The 20,837-nt window shown below is 70.8% G+C and carries 20 protein-coding genes; 2 read left to right on the top strand and 18 right to left on the bottom strand.

Annotated features, from left to right (window positions below):
• Positions 1–9 precede the first annotated feature (9 nt).
• Positions 10–996, top strand: coding sequence for an RluA family pseudouridine synthase (locus ACZ58V_RS35810; RefSeq protein WP_471295327.1), 987 nt, complete (start codon positions 10–12; stop codon positions 994–996).
• On the opposite strand, the gene ACZ58V_RS35805 is transcribed toward ACZ58V_RS35810, so the two are convergent.
• The 17 genes from ACZ58V_RS35805 to ACZ58V_RS35725 form a co-directional block, all read right to left on the bottom strand.
• A complete protein-coding gene (locus tag ACZ58V_RS35805) occupies positions 990–2,495 on the bottom strand; it encodes a cytochrome P450 (protein WP_471295325.1) in 1,506 nt (501 codons plus the stop codon). The two genes, ACZ58V_RS35810 and ACZ58V_RS35805, sit on opposite strands and share 7 nt — an antisense overlap.
• Before the next feature lie 76 nt (positions 2,496–2,571).
• A complete protein-coding gene (locus tag ACZ58V_RS35800; protein WP_468197407.1) occupies positions 2,572–3,192 on the bottom strand; it encodes a GTP-binding protein in 621 nt (206 codons plus the stop codon).
• Positions 3,173–3,571, bottom strand: coding sequence for a DUF742 domain-containing protein (locus ACZ58V_RS35795; protein ID WP_184597401.1), 399 nt, complete (start codon positions 3,569–3,571; stop codon positions 3,173–3,175). Before ACZ58V_RS35795 ends, ACZ58V_RS35800 begins: the two co-directional genes overlap by 20 nt.
• Entirely contained in the window at positions 3,568–3,975 is a 408-nt protein-coding gene (locus tag ACZ58V_RS35790) for a roadblock/LC7 domain-containing protein (protein WP_184597403.1), read from the bottom strand. The genes ACZ58V_RS35795 and ACZ58V_RS35790 overlap by 4 nt, the downstream gene beginning before the upstream one ends.
• Positions 3,972–5,615 carry a sensor histidine kinase gene (locus ACZ58V_RS35785; protein ID WP_468197403.1) on the bottom strand — a complete coding sequence of 548 codons (1,644 nt, stop codon included), beginning with the start codon at positions 5,613–5,615 and terminating at the stop codon, positions 3,972–3,974. The genes ACZ58V_RS35790 and ACZ58V_RS35785 overlap by 4 nt, the downstream gene beginning before the upstream one ends.
• Positions 5,616–5,943: 328 nt before the next feature.
• Complete coding sequence (locus tag ACZ58V_RS35780) at positions 5,944–8,793, bottom strand: DEAD/DEAH box helicase (protein WP_471295321.1); 2,850 nt, start codon at positions 8,791–8,793, stop codon at positions 5,944–5,946.
• A 40-nt stretch (positions 8,794–8,833) separates the two neighbouring features.
• Entirely contained in the window at positions 8,834–9,724 is an 891-nt protein-coding gene (locus tag ACZ58V_RS35775) for a diacylglycerol kinase (protein ID WP_468197398.1), read from the bottom strand.
• 31 nt (positions 9,725–9,755) lie between these two features.
• Positions 9,756–10,715 carry a twin-arginine translocase subunit TatC gene (gene tatC, locus ACZ58V_RS35770; RefSeq protein ID WP_468197396.1) on the bottom strand — a complete coding sequence of 320 codons (960 nt, stop codon included), beginning with the start codon at positions 10,713–10,715 and terminating at the stop codon, positions 9,756–9,758.
• A 47-nt stretch (positions 10,716–10,762) separates the two neighbouring features.
• Positions 10,763–11,047: a Sec-independent protein translocase subunit TatA gene (gene tatA / locus ACZ58V_RS35765; protein ID WP_468197393.1), complete on the bottom strand. Its 285-nt coding sequence runs from the start codon at positions 11,045–11,047 to the stop codon at positions 10,763–10,765.
• Positions 11,048–11,307: 260 nt separating this feature from the next.
• The gene (locus ACZ58V_RS35760) at positions 11,308–11,502 is read right to left on the bottom strand and encodes a hypothetical protein (protein ID WP_189726570.1); all 195 of its coding nucleotides are present in this window, start codon (positions 11,500–11,502) and stop codon (positions 11,308–11,310) included.
• A 44-nt stretch (positions 11,503–11,546) separates the two neighbouring features.
• Complete coding sequence (locus ACZ58V_RS35755) at positions 11,547–11,840, bottom strand: hypothetical protein (protein WP_468197390.1); 294 nt, start codon at positions 11,838–11,840, stop codon at positions 11,547–11,549.
• Between the two features lie 328 nt (positions 11,841–12,168).
• Positions 12,169–13,206, bottom strand: a complete 1,038-nt coding sequence (locus tag ACZ58V_RS35750) for a helix-turn-helix transcriptional regulator (RefSeq protein WP_468197388.1) — start codon at positions 13,204–13,206, stop codon at positions 12,169–12,171.
• An 18-nt stretch (positions 13,207–13,224) separates the two neighbouring features.
• On the bottom strand, positions 13,225–14,202 hold the full coding sequence (locus tag ACZ58V_RS35745; protein ID WP_471295318.1) for a helix-turn-helix transcriptional regulator: 978 nt from the start codon (positions 14,200–14,202) through the stop codon (positions 13,225–13,227).
• Between the two features lie 127 nt (positions 14,203–14,329).
• The gene (locus tag ACZ58V_RS35740) at positions 14,330–14,701 is read right to left on the bottom strand and encodes an FKBP-type peptidyl-prolyl cis-trans isomerase (RefSeq protein ID WP_189726573.1); all 372 of its coding nucleotides are present in this window, start codon (positions 14,699–14,701) and stop codon (positions 14,330–14,332) included.
• Between the two features lie 61 nt (positions 14,702–14,762).
• Positions 14,763–15,770, bottom strand: a complete 1,008-nt coding sequence (locus tag ACZ58V_RS35735) for an FKBP-type peptidyl-prolyl cis-trans isomerase (RefSeq protein WP_471295315.1) — start codon at positions 15,768–15,770, stop codon at positions 14,763–14,765.
• 130 nt (positions 15,771–15,900) lie between these two features.
• Entirely contained in the window at positions 15,901–17,262 is a 1,362-nt protein-coding gene (gene pafA, locus ACZ58V_RS35730; RefSeq protein ID WP_184597419.1) for a Pup--protein ligase, read from the bottom strand.
• A gap of 9 nt (positions 17,263–17,271) precedes the next feature.
• Positions 17,272–18,531, bottom strand: a complete 1,260-nt coding sequence (locus ACZ58V_RS35725) for an MFS transporter (protein ID WP_468197379.1) — start codon at positions 18,529–18,531, stop codon at positions 17,272–17,274.
• A gap of 89 nt (positions 18,532–18,620) precedes the next feature.
• Between ACZ58V_RS35725 and ACZ58V_RS35720 the strand changes: the two genes are divergently transcribed.
• The gene (locus tag ACZ58V_RS35720) at positions 18,621–19,637 is read left to right on the top strand and encodes a LacI family DNA-binding transcriptional regulator (protein WP_359896637.1); all 1,017 of its coding nucleotides are present in this window, start codon (positions 18,621–18,623) and stop codon (positions 19,635–19,637) included.
• Positions 19,638–20,046: 409 nt separating this feature from the next.
• Here ACZ58V_RS35720 and prcA read toward each other — a convergent pair whose 3' ends face one another.
• The gene (gene prcA, locus ACZ58V_RS35715) at positions 20,047–20,799 is read right to left on the bottom strand and encodes a proteasome subunit alpha (protein WP_471295312.1); all 753 of its coding nucleotides are present in this window, start codon (positions 20,797–20,799) and stop codon (positions 20,047–20,049) included.
• Positions 20,800–20,837 lie beyond the last annotated feature (38 nt).

The raw sequence follows: 20,837 nt of genomic DNA, 5'->3' as shown, positions 1-20,837 counted from the left end.
TGGGCCGCGATGAGACGCAAGCCCCGCATCCCGCCCTCGCCCCTGCCGCAGCGCCACGGCGTGGATCCGGTGCGGGTGCGGCTGCCCGTCGCGGGGTCGTGGACCACGGTGCGTGAGCACTTGGAGGAGCGGCTCAGCGGGGCGGGTGCCGGGGTCGTCGACGGGATGTTCGACGCGGGGCGGATCGTCGGGGCGGACGGACTGGCCGTGGCGGCGGACGCGCCGTACGTACCGGGGATGTTCGTCTGGTTCCACCGGGAGCTGCCCGAGGAGGTGCCGGTGCCCTTCCCGCTGGAGGTCGTGCACCGGGACGAGCACATCGTCGTCGTCGACAAGCCCCACTTCCTCGCCACCACCCCGCGCGGCAGCCATGTCACCGAGACCGCGCTGGCCAGGCTGCGCCGGGAGCTGGACCTCCCCGCGCTCGGCCCCGCACACCGTCTGGACCGGCTCACCGCGGGGCTCGTGCTGTTCACCGTGCGCCCCGAGGAGCGCGGCGCGTACCAGACGCTGTTCAGTGCCCGCCTGGTCCACAAGGAGTACGAGGCCGTCGCCCCGTACGACCCCGCCCTCACCCTGCCCCAAACGGTACGCAGCCGGATCGTGAAGGAGCGCGGGGTGCTCCAGGCCCGGGAGGTGGCCGGCGAGCCGAACGCCGTGAGCCGAGTCGAACCAGTCGAGCACCGCCCGGAAGGCGCCGGCGGACTCGCCCGCTACCGGCTGGTGCCCGGCACCGGGCAGACGCACCAGCTGCGGGTGCACATGACCGCGCTGGGCGTGCCGATCCTCGGCGACCCGCTCTACCCGGAGGTGACCGAACCCGTGCCGGCCGGTGACTTCCGGCGCCCGCTCCAACTGCTGGCGCGGGCCCTGGAGTTCACCGATCCGGTCACGGGCGAGGAGCACCGGTTCCGCAGCGGCCGGGAGCTCGCGGCGTGGGCGTCGTACGACCGGTGGGCCGCCGGGACGTACGACGGCCCGTCAGCCGGTCAGTAGCCGCGCCACCAGCTCAGGAAGCGCTGCCAGGCACCCTTGCGGCGGGCCGGTTCCTGCGCCGTCGGCTGAACCTGCGGGTGCGCAGAGGCCGGCTGGGGCTGGGCCGGGACCGGGACCGGCTGAGGCTGCGCGGCGACCGGTGCGGGTTGCGGCTGCGGGCTGCCGATCTGCCAGTCGGAGCGCTGTGCGGGGATCTGCTTGTGGTTCGGCGGCTCCGTCACGTCCTGCGGCGGCTTGGGCGAGAACTGCACCGGCATTTCCACCAGGTGCCGGGAGGCGATGGACGCCGTCCAGCGCAGCTCCTCCTCGTCGCAGTCGAGTTCGACGTCGGGCAGCCGCATCAGCAGCGCGTCGACGCCGACATCTGCGATGGAGCGGCCGACGTCCTGGCCGGGGCACTCGTGCGGCCCGCCGCCGAACGCGAGGTGGGAGCGGTTGCCCTGCATGCTGGCCGACAGGTCGGGCCGTACCCGCGGGTCGACGTTGGCCGCGGCCGGGGCGAAGAGCAGTCCGTCGCCCCGGCGGATGCGCTGACCGCCCAGCTCGGTCTCCTGCTTGGCGAAGTAGGCGAAGACCGTGCTGAACGGCGGCTCGTTCCACAGGGACTGCTCCACCGCCTCCGGCACCGTCATCTGGCCGCCGTTGAGCTGGGCACGGAAGCGCGGGTCGATCAGCACCGTGAGCAGCACGTTGGACAGCAGATTGGTGGTGGCCTCGTAGGCGGCGAAGAGCACCAGGCGCAGGTGCTCCCTGACCTCGTCGTCGGTCAGCCGGGCCGGGTGGGTGATCAGGTAGCTGGCGAAGTCCTCCTCCGGCTGGGCGCGGCGCCGTGCGGTGAGCCGGCTCAGGGCGTCCATGACGTAGGAGTGGCTGGCGATCGCGGTCTCGGTGCCCTTGAGCGCGTCGCGGGCGGCCTCGACGAGGCGGTCGTTGTACTCGTCGGCCATGCCGAGGATCTCGCACATCACGGCCATCGGCAGGTGCTCGGCGAACTGGCCGACGAGGTCGGCCTCGCCCTTCTCGCAGAAGCGGTTGACGATGGCCTGCGTGCTGCGGTTGATGTAGCGGCGCAGGCTGCGGAAGTCGACGGTCGAGATGGCGCCCTGAACCGCGCCGCGCAGCCGCTTGTGCTCGTCGCCCTCGGCGTGCGAGGCGATGGGCTGCCAGGCGATGTGCGGCATCAGCGGGTGGTCGGGCTTGACCAGGCCGTCCCGGAGCGGGGTCCAGATACGGCTGTCCCGGCAGAACTGCGAGGGCGAGCGCACCATGTGCAGGTTCTCGGCATGGCCGAGGACGACCCAGACCGGGACATCGTCGTGGAGCAGCACGGGCGCCACGGGGCCGTGGTCCTTGCGTAGTTGCTCGTACAGCGCTCCCAGATCCTCCGACTCGTGCAGCCGGGGCAGTCCGCCGGGCCCGAGGCCGTGTGCGGGGCAGCCGGGGGGCGGGCCGAGCCGGGAGGCGTCCGTATCGGTCGGGGTGTGGGATTCAGGCGTCACAGTGGTCGCTCCGAAACTGAAGTGAATCCAGGTGTCTGGTGGGGGAATGTGGGGGTGGGGCGGGCAGGGGGCGGGATCAGGTGAGCGAGCCCGTCATGGCGAGCGAGTGCAGGAAGCGCATGAGGGTCATCAGGACGTCACGGCTGGAGGCCCGGCGGCGTACGTCGCACTCCATGATCGGGATGTCCTGGGTGAGGTCGAGGGCCGTGCGCAGCTCCTCGAGGTCGTAGCGGGGCGCGTCCGGGAAGGAGTTGACCGCCACCACGAACGGCACGCCGCGCTCCTCCAGGCGCCCCATGACATCGAAGCTGACCTCCAGCCGACGGGTGTCGACCAGCACCACCGCGCCGAGCGCGCCCTCGAACAGGCCGTTCCACAGGAACCAGAAGCGCTGCTGGCCGGGTGTGCCGAAGAGGTAGAGCACGAGCTGGTCGGTGATGCTGATGCGGCCGAAGTCCATGGCGACGGTGGTGGCCGTCTTGGACGCGGAGCCGAAGTTGTCGTCGACACCGATGCCGGCCTGCGTCATGGTCTCCTCGGTGGTCAGCGGTGTGATCTCGCTGACCGAGCCGACCATGGTCGTCTTGCCGACGCCGAAGCCACCCACGATCACGATCTTGGCCGCGGACTGTGCCGTGTGGGGCAACTGGTCCTCGGCCCGGGGGCCCGGGATGGTGTCAGAGCCTTTGAAGTCCATTCATCACCGCTTCGAGGAGGGAACGGTCGGTGCGTGACTGGCGGACGATCGGGGCGCGCGCCTGCACCAGTTCCGCCGTCAGCAGCTCGGTGAGCAGCACGCCCATCGCGCTGAACGGCAGGTGGAGGTAGGCCGACAGCTCGGCCACGGACAGGGGTGCGGCGCAGAGCCGGAGCAGCGCCGCCTGCTCGGGGGAGGCGGAAGGCGGCGGATCTTCGGCACGCGCCACGATTAACGTCACCAGGTCGAGCTCGGCCCGTTCACCGTCCGGGCCGGCCACCACGTACATCCGCTCGGGGTTCCTGACCTTGCCCTCGCCCTCCTGGGGCGGGGGCGATTCCGGGGTGGGGTCGCGCCTCTGGCGTTGCGGAGGCGTCATACGATCTGCCCGTTGCGCCGGGGCGGACTGGTCAGATGGCCGCCGATCCGGACGACGAGGTCGCGCATCATCGCGCTCATCCGGCCGGGTTCGCACCGCACGTCGGAGAGCACCGCGAGGAAGGCGTTGGCGCCGGCGTTCATCAGATAGAAGTAGCCGCGGTCGATCTCGATCATGACGAGTTTCATCTCACCTTCGCCCACGGTGAGTTCCTGGCAGATGCTGCCCGCGAGGGACTGCAGGCCGGCGCAGGCCGCGGCGACCCGGTCGGCCGCGTCCGGCTCGCCGCCGTGGCGGGCGATGCGCAGACCGTCGGCCGAGAGCACCACGATCATCTCGATGCCCGGCACGCCGTCGGCGAGCTGCTTGAGCATCCAGTCGAAGTTGCCTCGCTGCTGGATCACTTGAGGTCCCCCTCGTCGTCGGCCTCGCTGGGGGCCGGGTCGTTGATCAGGTGCAGGTACTTGGTCGGGTTCCGGATGAAGTCGGTCGGGTGCGTGCCGGGTTCGATGCCCTGCTTGAGTCCCTCCCAGAACGCCTCGAGGCCCTTGCCCGGGGCGTCGGGGGCGGACATGTCGCGCAGGGGCTTGCTCTCGGGCTCCGCTACCGCCGCCCAGGGGTTGTACTCGCCCCGCTCGGCGGCCTCCCGGTCGGCCTTCTCGTTGGCGGCCTGCTGGGCGAGTCGCTCGGCGAGCGGCGTCTTCACCCGGCTGCGGCGCTGCGGCAGGCCGTTCGTCGTCCACTCGGTGACCTCGGGGACGTCGTCGTCCTCCAGCAGGACCGTGTCGGGGATCTTGGGGCTGGTCGGGCGTCGCCTCTTGGGGGCGCGCTTCGGGCCCTCGGGAATCCCGACCGTCATGGGGATGCCGGTGGCGCCGATGCCGTGGGCGAGTCCGACGCCGGGCTCGTGGGTGATCATCTCGCTCGGCACGATGAGGATGGCGCGGACGCCTCCGTAGGCGGAGGCCCGCAGCGACACCTGCATGTTGTACGCCGTGCAGAGGCGGCCGACGACGGCCAGGCCCAGGCGCGGGTGCTCACCGATGTCCTGGAGGTCGACGCCTGCCTTGGCGGCCTCCAGCATGCCCTCGATCCGGGCCCGCGCCTCCTCGTTGAGGTTGACGCCGCCGTCCTCGATCTCGATGCAGACGCCGGTCTGCACCTCTGTGGCGGTGACGTGCACCTTGGTCTGCGGCGGCGAGTAGCGGGTGGCGTTGTCGAGGAGTTCGGCGGCGGCGTGGATGACGGGCTCGACGTAGATGCCCTTGACGCTGACCTTGGCGATGGAGGACAGCTGGATGCGCCGGTACTCCAGGATGCGGGACATGGCGCCGCGCAGCGTGCTGTACAGGGACACCGGCTCGGGCCACTGCCGGCCGGGGCGGCCGCCGCCGAGGACGGAGACAGAGTCGGCGAGGCGGCCGATCAGGGCGTTGCCGTGGTCGATGCGGAGCAGGTCGTCGAAGACCTCGGGGTTGCGGCCGTGGTCCTCCTCCATTTCCCGGAGTTCCTCGGCCTGCTGGTGGGCGATCGCCTGGACACGGCGGGCGACCGTGACGAAGGAGCGGGCGGCGGCGTCGCGCATGGTCACTTCGTGGTCGACGATCCTGAGCACCGTCAGCAGCGTCTCGACCTCCGGCGCGGGGAGGTCGCGGTACGCGGGGTCGGCCAGGCCGAGCTTGCGGATCACCTCCCTGGGGGATTCTCCGGTGCGCAGCAGGTCGAGCGCGGCAGGGACGATCTCCCTCGAGAAGCGGACCAACTCGTGCTCGTGGCCGGCGATCCGCTGTTCCAGATACGCGCTGTGGCGGGCGTGCTCGGCACGCTGGTTCCGCAGGGCACGGCCGCGGCGGACCGCCTCGGCTGCCGTCGCGATCACCAGAGCGGTGGCGATGCCGCCGCACCAGCCGACGGCGAGCCGGGCCGACTCCGTCACCAGGGCGACGGCGGATCCGGACGCCGCGGCCATCGCTATGGCCGGGAGCAACAGCACGCGCGCGTAAGGAAGTTCACGGCGAACGGGAGGGGATTGAACACTCACCATGTAGGCCTTCTGACAGGAGTCGGCTGGAGTTCCACACATTGGGGAACAAGCGCACGAATTCATCTCAAGCCGGTGCGCTGCGGGCGAGCTTAGTCCGACCGGATCATCGCCGTGTCATATTCAGCATCTGCCGGAAACCGGACGCGAAGGGATAGTACGCTCGGTCATTTACACGCTGCGAGATCATTCGAATGCTGTACGTAATGGCGTACAGGCATACGAAAGTCCCTCACCGCTACGGGTGAGGGACCCTCAGAACAACGCCCCTAAAGGGGCGCGGGGAACTGCGCGAGCAGCCACGTACGGCCGGCACCCGCGCGCCGAACGATCACCCCACCGACGAGTAGGCGACAACTCCCCGCAGCACCCCGTCGACAGCCTTACGCGCGTTCTTCACCACGGAAGACCCCTGCGGCGCCGCCGCCGCGATCTGCCCCAGCACATCGATGACCTGCTTGCACCACCGCACGAAGTCTCCCGCCGGCATCTCCGCCTCACGCAGCACCTCGTCCAGCCCCGCCCCGGAGGCCCACATGTACGCGGCCCAGGCGAACCCCAGGTCCGGCTCACGCTGTCCGACCCCCTCGGTCTGGGTGATCCGGAACTCCTCCTCCAGCGCGTCAAGCCGCCCCCAGATCCGCACCATCTCCCCCAGCGCGGCCTTGGCCTTCCCCGACGGCAGCTTCGGCGCCATCGCGTCGTCCGCCGCACGCGCCTCGTACACCAACGCCGAGACACAGCCCGCCAGTTCGGCCGGGCCGAGCCCCTCCCAGACGCCCTCGCGCAGGCACTCGCTGGCGAGCAGGTCCAGCTCGCCGTACAGCCGCGCGAGCCGCTTGCCGTGCTCGGTGACCTCGTCGCCGCGCAGGTAGTCGAGCTCGGTCAGCAGCGCGACGATACGGTCGAACGTCCGCGCGATCGTGTTCGTACGGCCCTCGATCCGCCGCTCCAGCTGCGAGGTGTCCCGCAGCAGCCGGTGGTAGCGCTCGGCCCAACGGGCGTGGTCCTCACGGTCGTCGCACCCGTGGCAGGGGTGTGCGCGCAGCTCGGTCCGCAGCCGGGCGATCTCGCGATCGTCGGCCGCCTGGGAGCGCCGCTTGCGGTGCCGGTCGGCCGGGATGTGCCCGGCCTTGGTGCGCAGCGCGGAGGCGAGGTCCCGACGGGACTGCGGGGAACGCGGGTTGAAGGACTTCGGGATCCGCATCCGCTCCAGCGGCTCGACCGGTATCGGGAAGTCGATGGACGCCAGCCGCTTCACCTGCCGCTCGGCGGTCAGCACCAGCGGGCGCGGCCCGTCGTGGTGCTCGAAGCCCCGGTGGCCGTTCGAACGGCCCGCGGGCAGGCCCGGGTCCAGCACCAGAGCCAGGCCCGCGTACTTGCCGGTGGGCACGTGGATGACGTCACCGGGCTTCAGCTTCTCCAGCGCGACGGCGGCCTCGGCCCGCCGCTGTGCCGCACCCTGCCGGGCCAGGTCGTTCTCACGGTCCTTCAGCTCGCGGCGCAGCCGCGCGTACTCCTCGAAGTCGCCGAGGTGGCAGGTCATGGAAGCCTTGTAGCCCTCAAGACCCTCCTCGTTGCGCTGCACCTGGCGGGAGATGCCGACGACCGACTTGTCCGCCTGGAACTGCGCGAAGGACGTCTCCAGCAGCTCGCGCGACCGGTGCCGGCCGAACTGCTCGACCAGGTTGACCGCCATGTTGTACGACGGCCTGAAGCTCGAGCGCAGCGGGTACGTGCGCGTGCCGGCCAGACCCGCCAGGTGCTCGGGGCTCGAGCCGCGCTGCCACAGCACCACGGCGTGGCCCTCGACGTCGATGCCGCGCCGCCCCGCACGCCCCGTCAACTGCGTGTACTCGCCCGGGGTGATGTCCGCGTGCTGCTCGCCGTTCCACTTGACGAGTTTCTCCAGCACCACCGAGCGGGCGGGCATGTTGATGCCGAGGGCGAGGGTCTCGGTCGCGAACACGGCCTTGACCAGGCCGCGTACGAACAGTTCCTCGACGACCTCCTTGAAGCTCGGCAGCATGCCCGCGTGGTGGGCGGCGATGCCGCGCTCGAGGCCCTCCAGCCACTCGTAGTAGCCGAGGACGTGCAGGTCCTCGGTCGGGATGGACGCCGTGCGCTCCTCGACGAGGGCGCGTACCCGTGCGCGGGCCTCGTCGTCGTTGAGCCTGAGGCCCGCGTACAGGCACTGCTGGACGGCGGCCTCGCAGGCGGCGCGGCTGAAGATGAAGGTGATGGCGGGCAGCAGCCCCTCGGCGTCGAGCCGTTCGATGACCTCGGGCCGGCTCGGTGTCCACACCCGGGAGCGCTGTCTGCGGTCGCGCTCGCGGTCGGCCTCGCGCATGGACCGGCCGCGCCGGCGGTCCTGGTACGACGGCCGGCTCGCCTCCATGCGCGCCATGCGCGTGAGGTCGGGGTTGACGGCCTTCTTGTGGCCCTCGCCCTCCTCGAACAGGTCGTACATCCGCCGCCCGGCGAGCACGTGCTGGAACAGCGGCACGGGCCGGTGCTCGGAGACGATCACCTCGGTGTCACCGCGGACGGTGTCGAGCCAGTCGCCGAACTCCTCGGCGTTCGACACGGTCGCCGACAGCGACACGAGCGTGACCGACTCGGGTAGGTGAATGATCACCTCTTCCCACACGGCACCCCGGAACCGGTCGGAGAGGTAGTGCACCTCGTCCATGACCACGTGGCCGAGGCCCAGGAGGGTCTGCGAACCGGCGTACAGCATGTTCCGCAGCACCTCGGTGGTCATCACGACCACCGGGGCGTCGGAGTTGACGCTGTTGTCGCCGGTGAGCAGGCCCACCTTGTCCGTGCCGTAGCGGCGGCACAGGTCGGCGTACTTCTGGTTCGACAGCGCCTTGATGGGGGTCGTGTAGAAGCACTTCTTGCCCTGCTGGAGGGCGAGGTGGACGGCGAACTCGCCGACGATCGTCTTGCCCGAGCCGGTGGGCGCGGCGACCAGGACGCCCTTCCCCGCCTCGAGCGCCTGGCAGGCCTCGATCTGGAAGGGATCGAGGCCGAAGTCGTACATCTCGCGGAAGGAGGCGAGCGCGGTGGCCTGCTCGACAGCACGCTTGCGGGCTGCCGCGTACCGCTCGGCCGGTGAGAGGTCCTCTGTCATCGTGCTTTCGAGCGTACCGGGCCGCACTGACAACAGGACGATCATTATCCGGATCCATTCCTGTGAAACCGGGGATCGGCGCAGTTCAGGGGCCGACGACGCGCACGCCCCCGCGCACGCAGCGCGCGCTCAGGGGCAGCGGGCCGAGCGGCTCCCCGTCCGCGTACCCGGTGATCCCCTCGGCGGCGATCTCGACCCGGGCCGCACGCAGCACGGTCACCGCCGGATGCCCGGCGTGGGTCCCCCGGTACACCCGGGGAAACACCCGCAGCAGTGTCGTACGGCTGCAGTCCCCGACCACGGTGATGTCGAACAGCCCGTCAGTGAGGTCGGCGCCGGGGCAGATCCGCATTCCGCCGCCGTACGACGAGCCGTTGCCGACGGCCACCAGGGTCGCCTCGACCTCACGGACCTCGCCGTCGTCGAGCCGGATCCGGTACGGGACGGGCCGGAACGCGGCGAGTTCGGCGATCATCGCCAGGTCGTACCTGAAGCGGCCTGCGGGCCACCGCATGCGGTTGCCGCGGTCGTTGACGCGGGAGTCGAAGCCGGAGGCGAGGACCGTGCCGAACCAGCGGTCGCCCACCTGACCGACGTCGATGTCGTGGATCCTGCCGCACTTGAGGGCGTCGGCGATCATGCGGCCAGCGGCGGCCGGCTCGCGCACGGGCAGGCCGAGGGCGCGGGCGAAGTCGTTGCCGGTGCCGACGGCGACCAGGCCGAGCGGGGTGCGGGTGCCCGCGACCGCCCGCAGCGCGAGGTTGGCCATGCCGTCACCGCCGACGGCTATCAGCGCTCCCGTACCGCCCTCGACGGCGGCGCGGGCGCGGATGAGGGCGTCCGCGGCGTCCTCGCCGAGCACCGTACGCACCGAGAAACCGGCCGCCCGCAAAGCGGAAGCGGCCGGCTGCGCCGCGCGGGCGCCCCGGCCGCGGCCCGCGGTGGGGTTGACGAAGAGGGTGATCTCGCTGGTCACGCGACCGACCCTATGAGCTGCCCGCCGATCTTCAGGTCACGTCGTCATAACCGTTGACCCGGTCCGAGCGGTCCGAACTCGCCTGCTCGGGCAGGGCGGCCCGGCTGGTGGTCACGGGTTCGATCTCGCCGATGGCGTCGGGCGTGAGGTCCAGCTCGGAAGCCTCGTCGTCGGCGGGGCCCAGGGCCTCGCGACGGCTGCGTCGGCGGTCGTTGAGCAGGGAGAAGGCGACGGCGGCGAAGTACAGGATCCAGATCGGCCCGGCGAGCATCAGCATGGTCAGCGGGTCGGTGCTGGGCGTGGCGATGGCCGCGAAGACCGTGATGCCCATGATCATGCCGCGCCACCAGCCGAGCATCCGCTTGCCGGTGATCGCCCCGGTGAGATTGAGCATGACCAGCAGCAGGGGCAGCTCGAACGAGAGGCCGAAGACGATCACCATCCGCATGACCAGGTCGAGCAGGTCGTCCAGCGGGAGGAGGTTGGACGTGCCCCCGGGGGTGAACTCGAGGAGCACCCTCGCCGTGGTGGGAAGCACCGTGTAGGCGAAGTAGGCGCCGGTGATGAACAGCGGGGCGCCCGTGCCGACGAAGGCGTAGGCGTACTTCCTCTCGTGCCGGTGCAGGCCCGGCGCGACGAAGGCCCACAGCTGGTAGAGCCAGACCGGCGAGGCCAGCACGACACCGGCCATCAGCGACACCTTCAGCGCCAGCGTGAAGGGGGTGATCAGACCGTTGATGGTGATCTGCGCACACGGCTTCGAGGACTGCGACCTGGCCAGTTCCTGGAAGGTCTTGTCACAGCCGACCGAGTCGAGGATCGGCTTGGTGATCAAGTTGATGATGTCGTTGTAGAAGAAGGCGGCGACGACCGTGACGAGGACGATCGCCAGCATCGCCTTGGCGAGCCGGTTGCGGAGCTCGCGAAGGTGCTCCGCGAGGGGCATCCGCCCCTCGGGATCCTTCTCCTGCTTGCGGGCAGACTTCAGCAACCCACGTTCCCATCTCGTGCGGCGGGCCGGAGGTCACCGGCCCGGCTTCAGCGCTTGGTCGTGTCCGTGGGCTCGTTGACCGGACGCGAGCTGGTCACGTCACCGGGCGCTGCCTGGATGGTGCGGTGCGAGGACTGCTCGTCGTTGTTGGGCGGGCCGGCCGGGGTCGTGGACGACTTGCTCTCGTCCTTCATCGCCTTGGCCTCGCTCTTGAGGATGCGGGCGGACTTGCCGAGCGACCGAGCCATGTCCGGAAGCTTCTTCGCGCCGAACAGCAGGATGATGACGACGAGGATGAGAATGATCTCGGGGGCTCCGAGCCTTCCGAACATAAGTCTTTACCTTCTCACCGAGGCGGCTGGGGTGGGGTGCTGTCCGACCGGTCGGACGTTTGTCCGAACGATCGTGTTGACAGCGATCGTAACGCTCGGGGGTAAACGTGAGGCAATCCCTCTGCATCCCCTGTACGTACTCCCGCTCCGCGGCCAGTGCCTCGTTAACCGGGCCGCGATCAGCAGCGTACCTGTCCGAACCACGGAGGTGACAGGGCGAAGTGCCCCAAAGCGCAACTCACAGCCGCCTGCAGAACGGCTCACAGGGCGTCCACAGACCGGGCCGCGCTCCCCGCGGCCCGCTCCAGGTCCTCGGCGGCCCGGTTGATACGGCGCGCGGAGTCCGTGACCTGCCTGCCCAGGCGCTGTGCCTCCACGAAGACCCGGACGGCGAGCACCCCGAGCACGGCGAGACCCACGAACCCCACGGCAATCGCGAACATCGGCCAGAACATGCCGTCGAGCCTAGACCCTCCGGCAGGGGCGGACGTCCAGACCCTCAGGGGGTCGGAGCAAGCCGCAGGGTCCGCACGCCGCCGCCCGTGAGCAGCTCCACGATCCGCTCCCCCGCGGGCTTGCGGACGGACGCGCCGCACTGCGGGCAGGTGAAGGAGTAGAAGGTGGTGCGGCTGGTGGCGCCGATGGCGAGGCGCAGGGCGCCCGCGGTGAGCTCGAAACGCTCCCGGCAGTCCGGGCAGCCCGCCTTGAAGACCACCGGGGACACGCTCGTCATCCCGGCGAACGCGGACTCCACCGTCATGCTGCGCGCACCGGGCGCCGCCGACTCGCTCACAGGCCTCGCTCCTCTGTCTCGGGTGGTACGCCTCCGGGGCGCCCGGGTGTCGCCGGTGCGGTCCGGCTCACCACCGATGTCGGCCGGATCCGCGCCCCGGCACCCCGGCCGATGCCGAGGGCGGCCCCACTCGACCGTCGACGAGTCCGGCTCACCACCGACGTCGGCCGGATCCGCGCCCCGGCACCCCGGCCGATGCCGAGGGCGGCCCCACTCGACCGTCGACGAGTCCGGCTCACCACCGACGTCGGCCGGATCCGCGCCCCGGCACCCCGGCCGATGCCGAGGGCGGCCGCGCTCGGCCGTCGACGCCGCGGGCACCCGCGCATCACTCGCGCCCGCCGGCCTCGGCGGGTTCCGCGCCGCCGGCCGTCCCGGCCGCATCGATCCCGTCGTACGCCGTCAGCGCCTCGCGGGCCGCCTGCCGGGCGCTGTCGGCGAGCTCCGGCGGCGAGACGATCCGGCCGTCCCGCCCTAGCCGCAGCGCCAGGCGGCGGAGCGACGCCGGGTCGGGCGTGCGCAGGGTGATCCGCAGGCCGCCGTCGGGCAGCTCGTCCGCGCTGTCGTGCGGGTAGTACTCGGCGACCCAGCGCCCGCCGGGCCCGACCTCGACCTCGACCTCCGGGTCCTCGGCCGCGGGCTGCACCAGGGCCTCCGACAGGTCCCGCAGCTCGATCTCCGGCGGCGCCGACGGCTCGTCCAGGATCCTGATCTCTGCGACCCGGTCGAGCCGGAACGTGCGGCGCGCCTCGGAGCGCCGGCACCAGGCCTCGACGTAGGTGTGCCCGACGCTGACCAGGCGGATGGGGTCGATCTCCCGCTCGGTGACCTCGTCGCGCGCGGGCGAGTAGTAGCGGATCCACAGGCGGCGGCGCTCGGCGATGGCCCGGTCGACGTCCGCGAAGACTCCGCCCTCGGACTCGAAGGTCACCGACAGGCGCGAGCTGGCACCCGCCATCTCGCCGGCCGCGGTCTCCACCTTGGCCGTCGCCCGCAGCAGCGCCTGGCGGTCGCTCTCGCGCAGTCCGGGCAGCGTGGCCACGGCCCGGGCGGCGACGAGCAGGGCGGTGGCCTCGTCGGCGGCGAGCCGGAGCGGCTCGGCGGCTTCGTCCGCCAGGGCGGCCGAGTTGTGCCACCAGATGCGCTCGCCGTCGGTGTCGATGTCGAGCAGGTCGCCGCCGCGGAAGCTGGTGCCGCACATGGGCAGCACGTCGAGGTCGGAGACCAGCTCGTCCTCGGTGATGCCGAAGGCGCGCGCGACGTCCTCGACGCGGGCGCCGGGACGCTCCTTCAGATACGTCACCAGCGAGAGCATCCGCCGGGTCTGGTCGATGGCGTTCACGGGCCTGACCGGTTTGCCTGCCACTGTTTCGTCCGCTCCCCCTCAGCCCTTGGCCACGGCCCGCAGCCGGTCCACCACGTCTGCCCGCAGCTCGGCGGGCTCCAGGACGACCACGTCCGGCCCGAACTCCACCAGCCAGGCGTCCAGCCCGTGGCCGTACGGAATCTCCAACTCGTCCCAGCCGTCGCCGAGTTCCCGTACGGCGGTGGCCTTCGCCCGAAGGGGGTACCCCGCACCCGAGCGCAGCCGGATCCGGGCGGTGCGGTCGGCGATCTCCCCGGCCCAGCTCGCGACGGTCTCCCGGACGGTGACGACATCCGGCACGGGAGCGGTGTACCGGCCGCCGCGCGAGCGGACCTTGCCGGTGATCCGGGAGAGCCGGAAGACCCGCTCGGCGCCCCGGTCGCGGTCCCAGCCCGCGAGGTACCAGTGGCCGCGCCAGCACTCGAGCGCCCACGGCTCCACGTGCCGCTGCCCGGGCTGGGCGGCGGTGGCCTTGCGGTAGTCGAAGACGACGGGGCGGCGGTCCCGGCAGGCGAGCATCAGCGGCTCGAACGCCGCCTCGTGCACGGGGATCCGCGGCTCCAGCGCGCCGTGCGGCCCGTAGGGGTCGACGTCCTCGGGCAGGCCCGCCGCGCGCAGCTTCTGCAGGGCACCGCTGGCCGCGCCGGCGAGCCGGGCCTGCTGCCACACCTTGGCGGCGACCCCGAGGGCCGCGGCTTCCTCGGCGTCCAGGGTGATGGGCGGGAGGCGGTTGCTGTCGCGCCGGGCCAGGTAGCCGATCTCGCCTTCGAGGCTCTCGACGGTCTCGATGACGAGTCCGAGTTCGCGCAGGTCGTCCTTGTCGCGCTCGAACATGCGATTGAAGGAGTCGTCGGAGCCGGTGGCTCCGTTCCCCGGTCCGAAGGCCTCGACGTAGGCCTCGATGGAGTCGCGCAGCTCACGCTTGCTGAGCGGCCGCCGCGTCCCGAGCAGACACAGCGCCAGGTTCATCAGCCGCTCGGCCTTGGCAATGGCCATCGACGCCCTTCGCCTCCCTATGGTGCTTACGACCGATGACCGTACCGCCCCGCGGTGGCCCGGCAAAGCCGAGGGCCCATGCCCGAACAGGCATGGGCCCCAGGTGATCGAGTCTGTCGGACCTTGCTCAGACCCCGAGCAGGTCGACCACGAAGATCAGCGTCTCGCCGGGCTTGATCAGAGGGGTCGGGCTCTGGTTGCCGTAGGCGAGGTGGGCGGGGACGGTCAGCTGGCGGCGGCCGCCGACCTTCATGCCCTGGACGCCCTGGTCCCAGCCCTGGATGACCCGGCCGCCGCCCAGCGGGAAGCGGAACGGGGTGCCGCGGTTCCAGCTGGCGTCGAACTCCTCGCCCGTGCTGAAGGCGACACCGACGTAGTGCACGGTGACGGTCTGGCCGGCCTGCGCGACCGGGCCGTCGCCTTCCCAGATGTCCTTGATCTCGAGGTCCGCCGGGGGCTCGCCACCCGGGAAGTCGACCTCGGGCTTGTCGATGCTCACGTCTCTGGCTCCTGCTTGTCTGCGAAAAGGCGAACACGCACAGTCTTACATCCCACGCGCCTCACAGCTTCGCGAGGATGTCCACCGAAAAGACCAGCGTGGAGTCCTTCTTGATGCCGCTGCCCTGCGGCGGGTTGTCGCCGTAGCCCAGCGCGGGCGGGATGACGATGAGGACCCGGCTGCCCACCTTCTTGCCGGTCAGGCCCTGCGCCCAGCCCTTGACGACCTGCTGGAGCGAGAACGACACCAGCTGCTTGTTGGCGTACGAGGAGTCGAACTCCTTGCCGCCGTCCCACAGCACGCCCTTGTACTGCACGAGGACGCTGTCGTCGGCGGCGACCTTCTCGCCGTCACCCTCCAGGACGTACTCCGCGACGAGCTTCTTCGGAGCCGTCGCCTTGGGCACCTCGATGGAGGGCGCCTTGCCGTCGGTGTTGGTGCCGACCTTGGGCAGGTCCGCGTCGTCCTGCGGGACCTCGTTGCCCTTGGCGGAGCTGGTGGCGTTGAACGCGTCCAGCACGTCGACGACGAAGACCAGCGTGTCGGTGCCCTTGATACCCGCCTGCGGGTTGCCCTGCGAGCCGTAGCCCCAGGTGGGCGGGACGGCCATCTCGACACGGCTGCCGGCCTTCTTGCCGGCCAGCGCGTACCGCCAGCCGTCGATGATCTGGCCCTGGGCGAGCTGGATGGCCAGGCGGGTCTTGCGGTCGTAAGAGTTGTCGAAGACCTTGGCGGTGCTCCAGACCTGGCCCAGGTAGTTCGCGACGACGAAGTCGTTCTCCGCGACGGTCTTGCCGCTGCCCGCGATCAGCGTCTTCACCGCGAGCTGCTTCGACGGCTCTCCGCTGCCCTTGGCGATCGTCGGCTTCTCGTCGAACTTGGTGCCCGCGGTGATCGCCGGCAGCGGACCGTCCACGATCTTCGGCGGCGGCGCCGAGGACGGGGCCGATGCCGAGGGCGAGGGCGAAGGGCTGTCGCTGGCCTTGCTCGAATCCGACTTGTCGTCGCCGCATGCGGCGAGTGTGGCCAGTCCTGCGGGTACAGAGATGAGAAGTGAGCGTCGGCGCACTGTGGGGGCCTCGTAATCGATCGATCTCGTTGATGGCGTGCGCGCAACTCTACGGCGTGAGCAGGGCGCCGTACTTGTAACGTACGGCGCCCGTGTGGCGTTCCGGCTAATTCCCCGCCGGCGCAATTCCTCACATTCCGGCGATCAGCTTCTCCACCCGGTCGTCCACCGAACGGAACGGGTCCTTGCACAAGACGGTGCGCTGAGCCTGGTCGTTGAGCTTGAGGTGAACCCAGTCGACCGTGAAGTCACGGCGCTGTTCCTGGGCACGCCGGATGAAGTCGCCGCGCAGCCGGGCCCGAGTGGTCTGCGGCGGAACCGACTTGCCCTCGAAGATCTTCAAGTCGTTGCAGATCCGTGCTGCCTGACCCTTCTTCTCGAGCAGGTAGTACAGGCCACGACGGCGGTGGATGTCGTGGTAGGCGAGGTCTATCTGCGCGACCCGCGGGTGCGACATGGTCATGTTGTTCTTGCTGCGGTACCGCTCGATGAGCTTGTACTTCATGACCCAGTCGATCTCGGTGCCGATGCGGTCGAGGTCCTCGGCCTCGATCGCGTCCAGCGTGCGGCCCCAGAGCTCCAGGACCTGCTCGACGGTGCCGGTGCGGATGCCGCGGCGCTCGCAGAAGTCCACGGCCTTCTCGTAGTACTCGCGCTGTACCTCCAGGGCGGAGGCCTCGCGGCCGCTGGCCAGGCGCACCTTGCGCCGGCCGGTGATGTCGTGGCTGACCTCGCGGATCGCCCGGATCGGGTTCTCCAGGGTCAGGTCGCGCATCACGGTGCCCGCCTCGATCATGCGCAGCACCAGGTCGGTGGCTCCGACCTTGAGCAACATGGTCGTCTCGGACATGTTGGAGTCGCCCACGATGACGTGCAGGCGGCGGTAGCGCTCGGCGTCCGCGTGCGGCTCGTCGCGCGTGTTAATGATCGGCCGGGAGCGGGTCGTCGCCGAGGAGACGCCCTCCCAGATGTGCTCGGCACGCTGGCTGACGCAGTAGACGGCACCGCGCGGCGTCTGCAGCACCTTGCCGGCACCGCACAGCAGCTGCCTCGTCACCAGAAACGGAATGAGAATGTCCGCGAGCCGGGAGAACTCCCCGTGCCGGGCGACCAGATAGTTCTCGTGGCAGCCGTAGGAGTTGCCCGCCGAATCGGTGTTGTTCTTGAAGAGGTAGACGTCGCCCGCGATTCCCTCCTCGTGCAGGCGTCGTTCGGCGTCCACCAGGAGTCCTTCGAGAATGCGCTCGCCCGCTTTGTCGTGGGTGACCAGTTCGGTCACGTTGTCACATTCCGGTGTGGCGTATTCCGGATGTGAGCCCACGTCGAGATAGAGGCGGGCGCCGTTTCGCAGAAAGACATTGCTGCTGCGGCCCCATGACACGACACGGCGGAAGAGGTACCGCGCCACCTCGTCAGGAGACAGGCGGCGCTGTCCCCTGAACGTGCACGTGACGCCGTACTCGTTCTCCAGCCCGAAAATGCGGCGGTCCATGAGGGAACATTACGCCCGATCCCCTGAACTGAAACGGGGTTCGAGGGCACGGTTTGGATCATTTTCCGAACCGGACACAACAACCGCTCCCCCGCCGGGAACTGCGAGTACCCGTCCTGTGGCGGCCAAAACCAGCAGGGACACGCCCCCCGCGGCACCCGGCACGGCGAAGCCCCACAGCGCCCCGCCCGTCTCCACGACGGGCCCCGCGACACCCGCTCCGACCGAGTGGCCCACGGTGAACGTCGTCACCAGCCAGGAGAACGCCTCGGTGACCGTGCCGCGCGGGGCGTGACGGTCGACCAGGACGAACGCGCAGGCGATGGCGGGCGCGAGGAAGACACCGGCGAGCGCGGTCAGCGCCACCATGGGCACCGCGTCCGGCATGAGAAGCAGCGGCAGGTAACAGACCACCAGAAGGGCTACCAGCACCTGCAGTCGCCGCGCGGGCTCACCGGCCCACTGCCGGGCCCCGTAGACGGTGCCGCCGACCAGCGCCCCGAATCCCAGGGCCGCCATCAGCCAGCCGTACACGGCGTCACCGCCGTGCGCGTCGGCGTAGGGCACCGAGGCGACGGTGATGGATCCGAGCGCCATCCCGATGAACAGGAACGCCGCCAGCAGAGCCAGCAGCCCCGCCGAGCGCAGCGCGCCCAGCCAGTGCGCCTCCCGCGGCGCCGATCGCCAGGCACGCGAGGGCGGCGACACCACCACGGACAGCGCCCCCAGCACCCCGACCACGTTCAGCACCAGCAGCGCGACCTGGGCCGACCACAGGGACACGCACAGCGTCACGAGCAGCGGCCCGACGGTGAACATCACCTCCTGGGCCACGGCGTCCATGGCGTACGCCGTGTGCACCTGGTCCTCCTTCCGGAGGACCGAGGACCACAGGGCCCGCAGCCCGCCCTCCAGGGGCGGCGTGAAGAGCCCCGCGGCCGCGACGGCGGCATACGCGACCGTCAGCGACCCGATCCCGGTGAAGGCGAACACGGCCATCGCGAGCCCCGACAGAACAGCCGCCGGCAACTGCACGCGCGGCTGCCCGCGCAGATCAACGAGCCTGCCCAGCACCGGCTGCCCCACGGCGTTGGCGACGCCGTACACCCCCGCCAGCGCCCCCGCCAGGCTGTACGAACCGCCCTCCGCCCGCACGAACAGCAGGATCGCGATGGCGCCGGTGGCATTGGGCAGCCGTCCCACGAGCGTGCCGACGAGCAGCCGGGCGGCGTGTCGCGCCCGAAGGATCTCCAGGTATCCCGTAGCCATGTCCCCGCCCTAGGTTTTACGTATAACGTCAACGGTTCATACGTACCATGTCCGCTGTTCACGAGTCCAGACGAAGGAGCGGCCCGACGGTGGCACGAGGCAGCACACGCCCCACGAGCCGGGACGTCGCCCAGGCCGCCGGCGTCTCCCAGGCGGCGGTCTCCCTGGTCCTGGGCGACAAATGGCGCGGCCGCGTCTCTGAGGCGACCGCCGAACGGGTCCGCGAGGCCGCACGCGACCTGGGTTACCGCCCGAACCTGGCCGCCCGCAACCTGCGCCTGGGCCGCACCCGCACGGTCCTCCTGGTGGTCCCGGCCCTCACCACGGAGTTCTTCGCGGGCGTCTACACGGGCGCCGCCCGCGTCGCCGCCGAGCACGGGTTCGGCGTCGTCCTCTACCCCTCCCCCGAGGGCGTCGGCCCCGCCCGCGACCCCTTCGCTTCCGCCCAGGCCGCCCTGGACGGCGTGATCGCCTCCTCCATGGCCGCCGACGCGCTCACCGCGATCCGCGGGGACCAGCTGCCCCTGGTGATGCTGGACAGCGATCCGGAGGGGAGCCTGGGTGCGGCGACCGTGAACCTGGACATCGCCGACGGTGTCCGCCAGGTCGCGGAACACCTGCTGTCCCTGGGCCACCGCCGCTTCCTGCATCTGGCGGCGGACGTACCGTCCTGGACCTTCGAAGTACGGGCCCGGGAGCTGGCGAGCCGGCTGAGGGATGTGCCCGGTACGTCGGTACGCACGACCCGGGCGCCGATCTCCATCGAGGGCGCCGTGACAGCCACGGAGGCCGCCCTCTCGCTGCCCGGGCCGCGCCCCACGGCCCTGGTGTGCGACGACGACAAGCTGGCCGCCGGTGCGTACAAGGCGGTTCGCCGCCTCGGCCTACGCGTCCCGGACGACGTCTCGGTCACCGGCCTGGACGATCTGGCCCTGGCCACGGCCATCGACCCGGAACTGACGACGGTCCGCCTGGACGCGGAGCTCTTCGGGGAACGGGGCATGCGGGCCCTGCTGGCCGTCATGGAGGGCCGCGCGCCCGAGGGCGGGGACATCCCGGTGCAACTGGTCGTACGGGGCTCCACAGCGCCGCCGGGCCTGCCGTAGCCGCCCGGCGACGGTTGCTGGGGCCGGGTGGGTCCACAGCCCGGCGGAACAGGGGTGCCTCCCCCACTCTCGGCTCCGCTCGAGCGGGGGGGGACCCCCACCGCCCACCCGTGCCGCCCTGGGGACACCTCCCAGGCCCTCAAGGCACCGGGGGAGGCACGCAAGCCCGCAGCCAGGACAGCCACGACGCGCCCGCAGCCGCGTACGCACGGAAGGGGACGTGTCGGGGGGTGTCCGCCCGCAGCGGTTGGCGCGTCAACGAACAGCGAGTCGGTATCCAACCCCATCGCGCCGTTCCGAGGACGGACACCCCCCGACGCGGCCCCGACCCACCACGAAGCCGCAGGCGCAGACGCGCGCCCCGGCCACAACAGCGGCCAAGGCGCGCGACGTGAACGATCGAGCCGAGCTACTCGGTGTCCTCGGAGGTCTCGGAGGCCGTCTCGTCGGCGCCCCCGTCTCCCTCCGCTCCCAGCAGCCTGGACAGCTGACGCCCACCGATCCGCTTGAACTTGCGCTTCTGCGGCCGCGTACGGTCCAGCACCGCCACCTCCAGCCGCTCAGCGGGAATCTCCCGCTCGCTGCCGTTGGTGTCGCGCGACAGCGCCTGCACCGCCAGCTTCAGGGCCTCGGCCAGCGTCATACCGTCCCGGTGGCGCTGGTCCAGGTAGCTGCTGATCTGCTCCGCGTTGCCTCCCACCGCGACCGAGCCGTGCTCGTCCACGATCGAGCCGTCGTGCGGGAGACGGTAGAGCTGGTCGCCCTCCCGGGTCTCCCCCACCTCGGCGACCACCAGCTCCACCTCGTACGGCTTCTCGGCCGCGGAGGAGAAGATCGTGCCCAAGGTCTGCGCGTAGACGTTGGCCAGGCCACGGGCCGTCACGTCATCGCGGTCGTAGGTGTAACCCCGCAGGTCGGCGTACCGCACCCCACCGATCCGCAGGTTCTCGTACTCGTTGTACTTGCCGGCGGCCGCGAAACCGATCCGGTCGTAGATCTCGCTGAACTTGTGCAGCGCACGGGACGGGTTCTCGCCGACGAACACGATGCCGTCGGCGAACTGCAGCACGACCAGGCTGCGGCCACGGGCGATGCCCTTGCGGGCGTACTCCGCCCGGTCGGCCATCTGCTGCTGAGGTGAAACATAGAACGGCGTCGACACCGGTTATCCGTCCCTTTCTGTGGAAGTCACTGGATCAC

The organism is Streptomyces sp. NPDC040589 (genome assembly GCF_055594445.1).
The sequence above is the reverse complement of the archived record's forward strand: the minus strand, read 5'-3'. Positions and strand labels throughout refer to the sequence as shown.

Excerpts from the sequence above, each read along its gene's own strand:
- ACZ58V_RS35810 (WP_471295327.1), top strand. The coding sequence starts at position 10 with ATGAGACGCAAGCCCCGCATCCCGCCCTCGCCCCTGCCGCAGCGCCAC.
- ACZ58V_RS35760 (WP_189726570.1), bottom strand. The coding sequence starts at position 11,502 with ATGTTCTGGCCGATGTTCGCGATTGCCGTGGGGTTCGTGGGTCTCGCC.
- pafA (WP_184597419.1), bottom strand. The coding sequence starts at position 17,262 with ATGGACCGCCGCATTTTCGGGCTGGAGAACGAGTACGGCGTCACGTGC.
- ACZ58V_RS35795 (WP_184597401.1), bottom strand. The coding sequence starts at position 3,571 with ATGACGCCTCCGCAACGCCAGAGGCGCGACCCCACCCCGGAATCGCCC.
- ACZ58V_RS35745 (WP_471295318.1), bottom strand. The coding sequence starts at position 14,202 with ATGGCCATTGCCAAGGCCGAGCGGCTGATGAACCTGGCGCTGTGTCTG.
- ACZ58V_RS35725 (WP_468197379.1), bottom strand. The coding sequence starts at position 18,531 with ATGGCTACGGGATACCTGGAGATCCTTCGGGCGCGACACGCCGCCCGG.
- ACZ58V_RS35780 (WP_471295321.1), bottom strand. The coding sequence starts at position 8,793 with ATGATCGTCCTGTTGTCAGTGCGGCCCGGTACGCTCGAAAGCACGATG.
- ACZ58V_RS35800 (WP_468197407.1), bottom strand. The coding sequence starts at position 3,192 with ATGGACTTCAAAGGCTCTGACACCATCCCGGGCCCCCGGGCCGAGGAC.
- ACZ58V_RS35785 (WP_468197403.1), bottom strand. The coding sequence starts at position 5,615 with ATGGTGAGTGTTCAATCCCCTCCCGTTCGCCGTGAACTTCCTTACGCG.
- tatA (WP_468197393.1), bottom strand. The coding sequence starts at position 11,047 with ATGTTCGGAAGGCTCGGAGCCCCCGAGATCATTCTCATCCTCGTCGTC.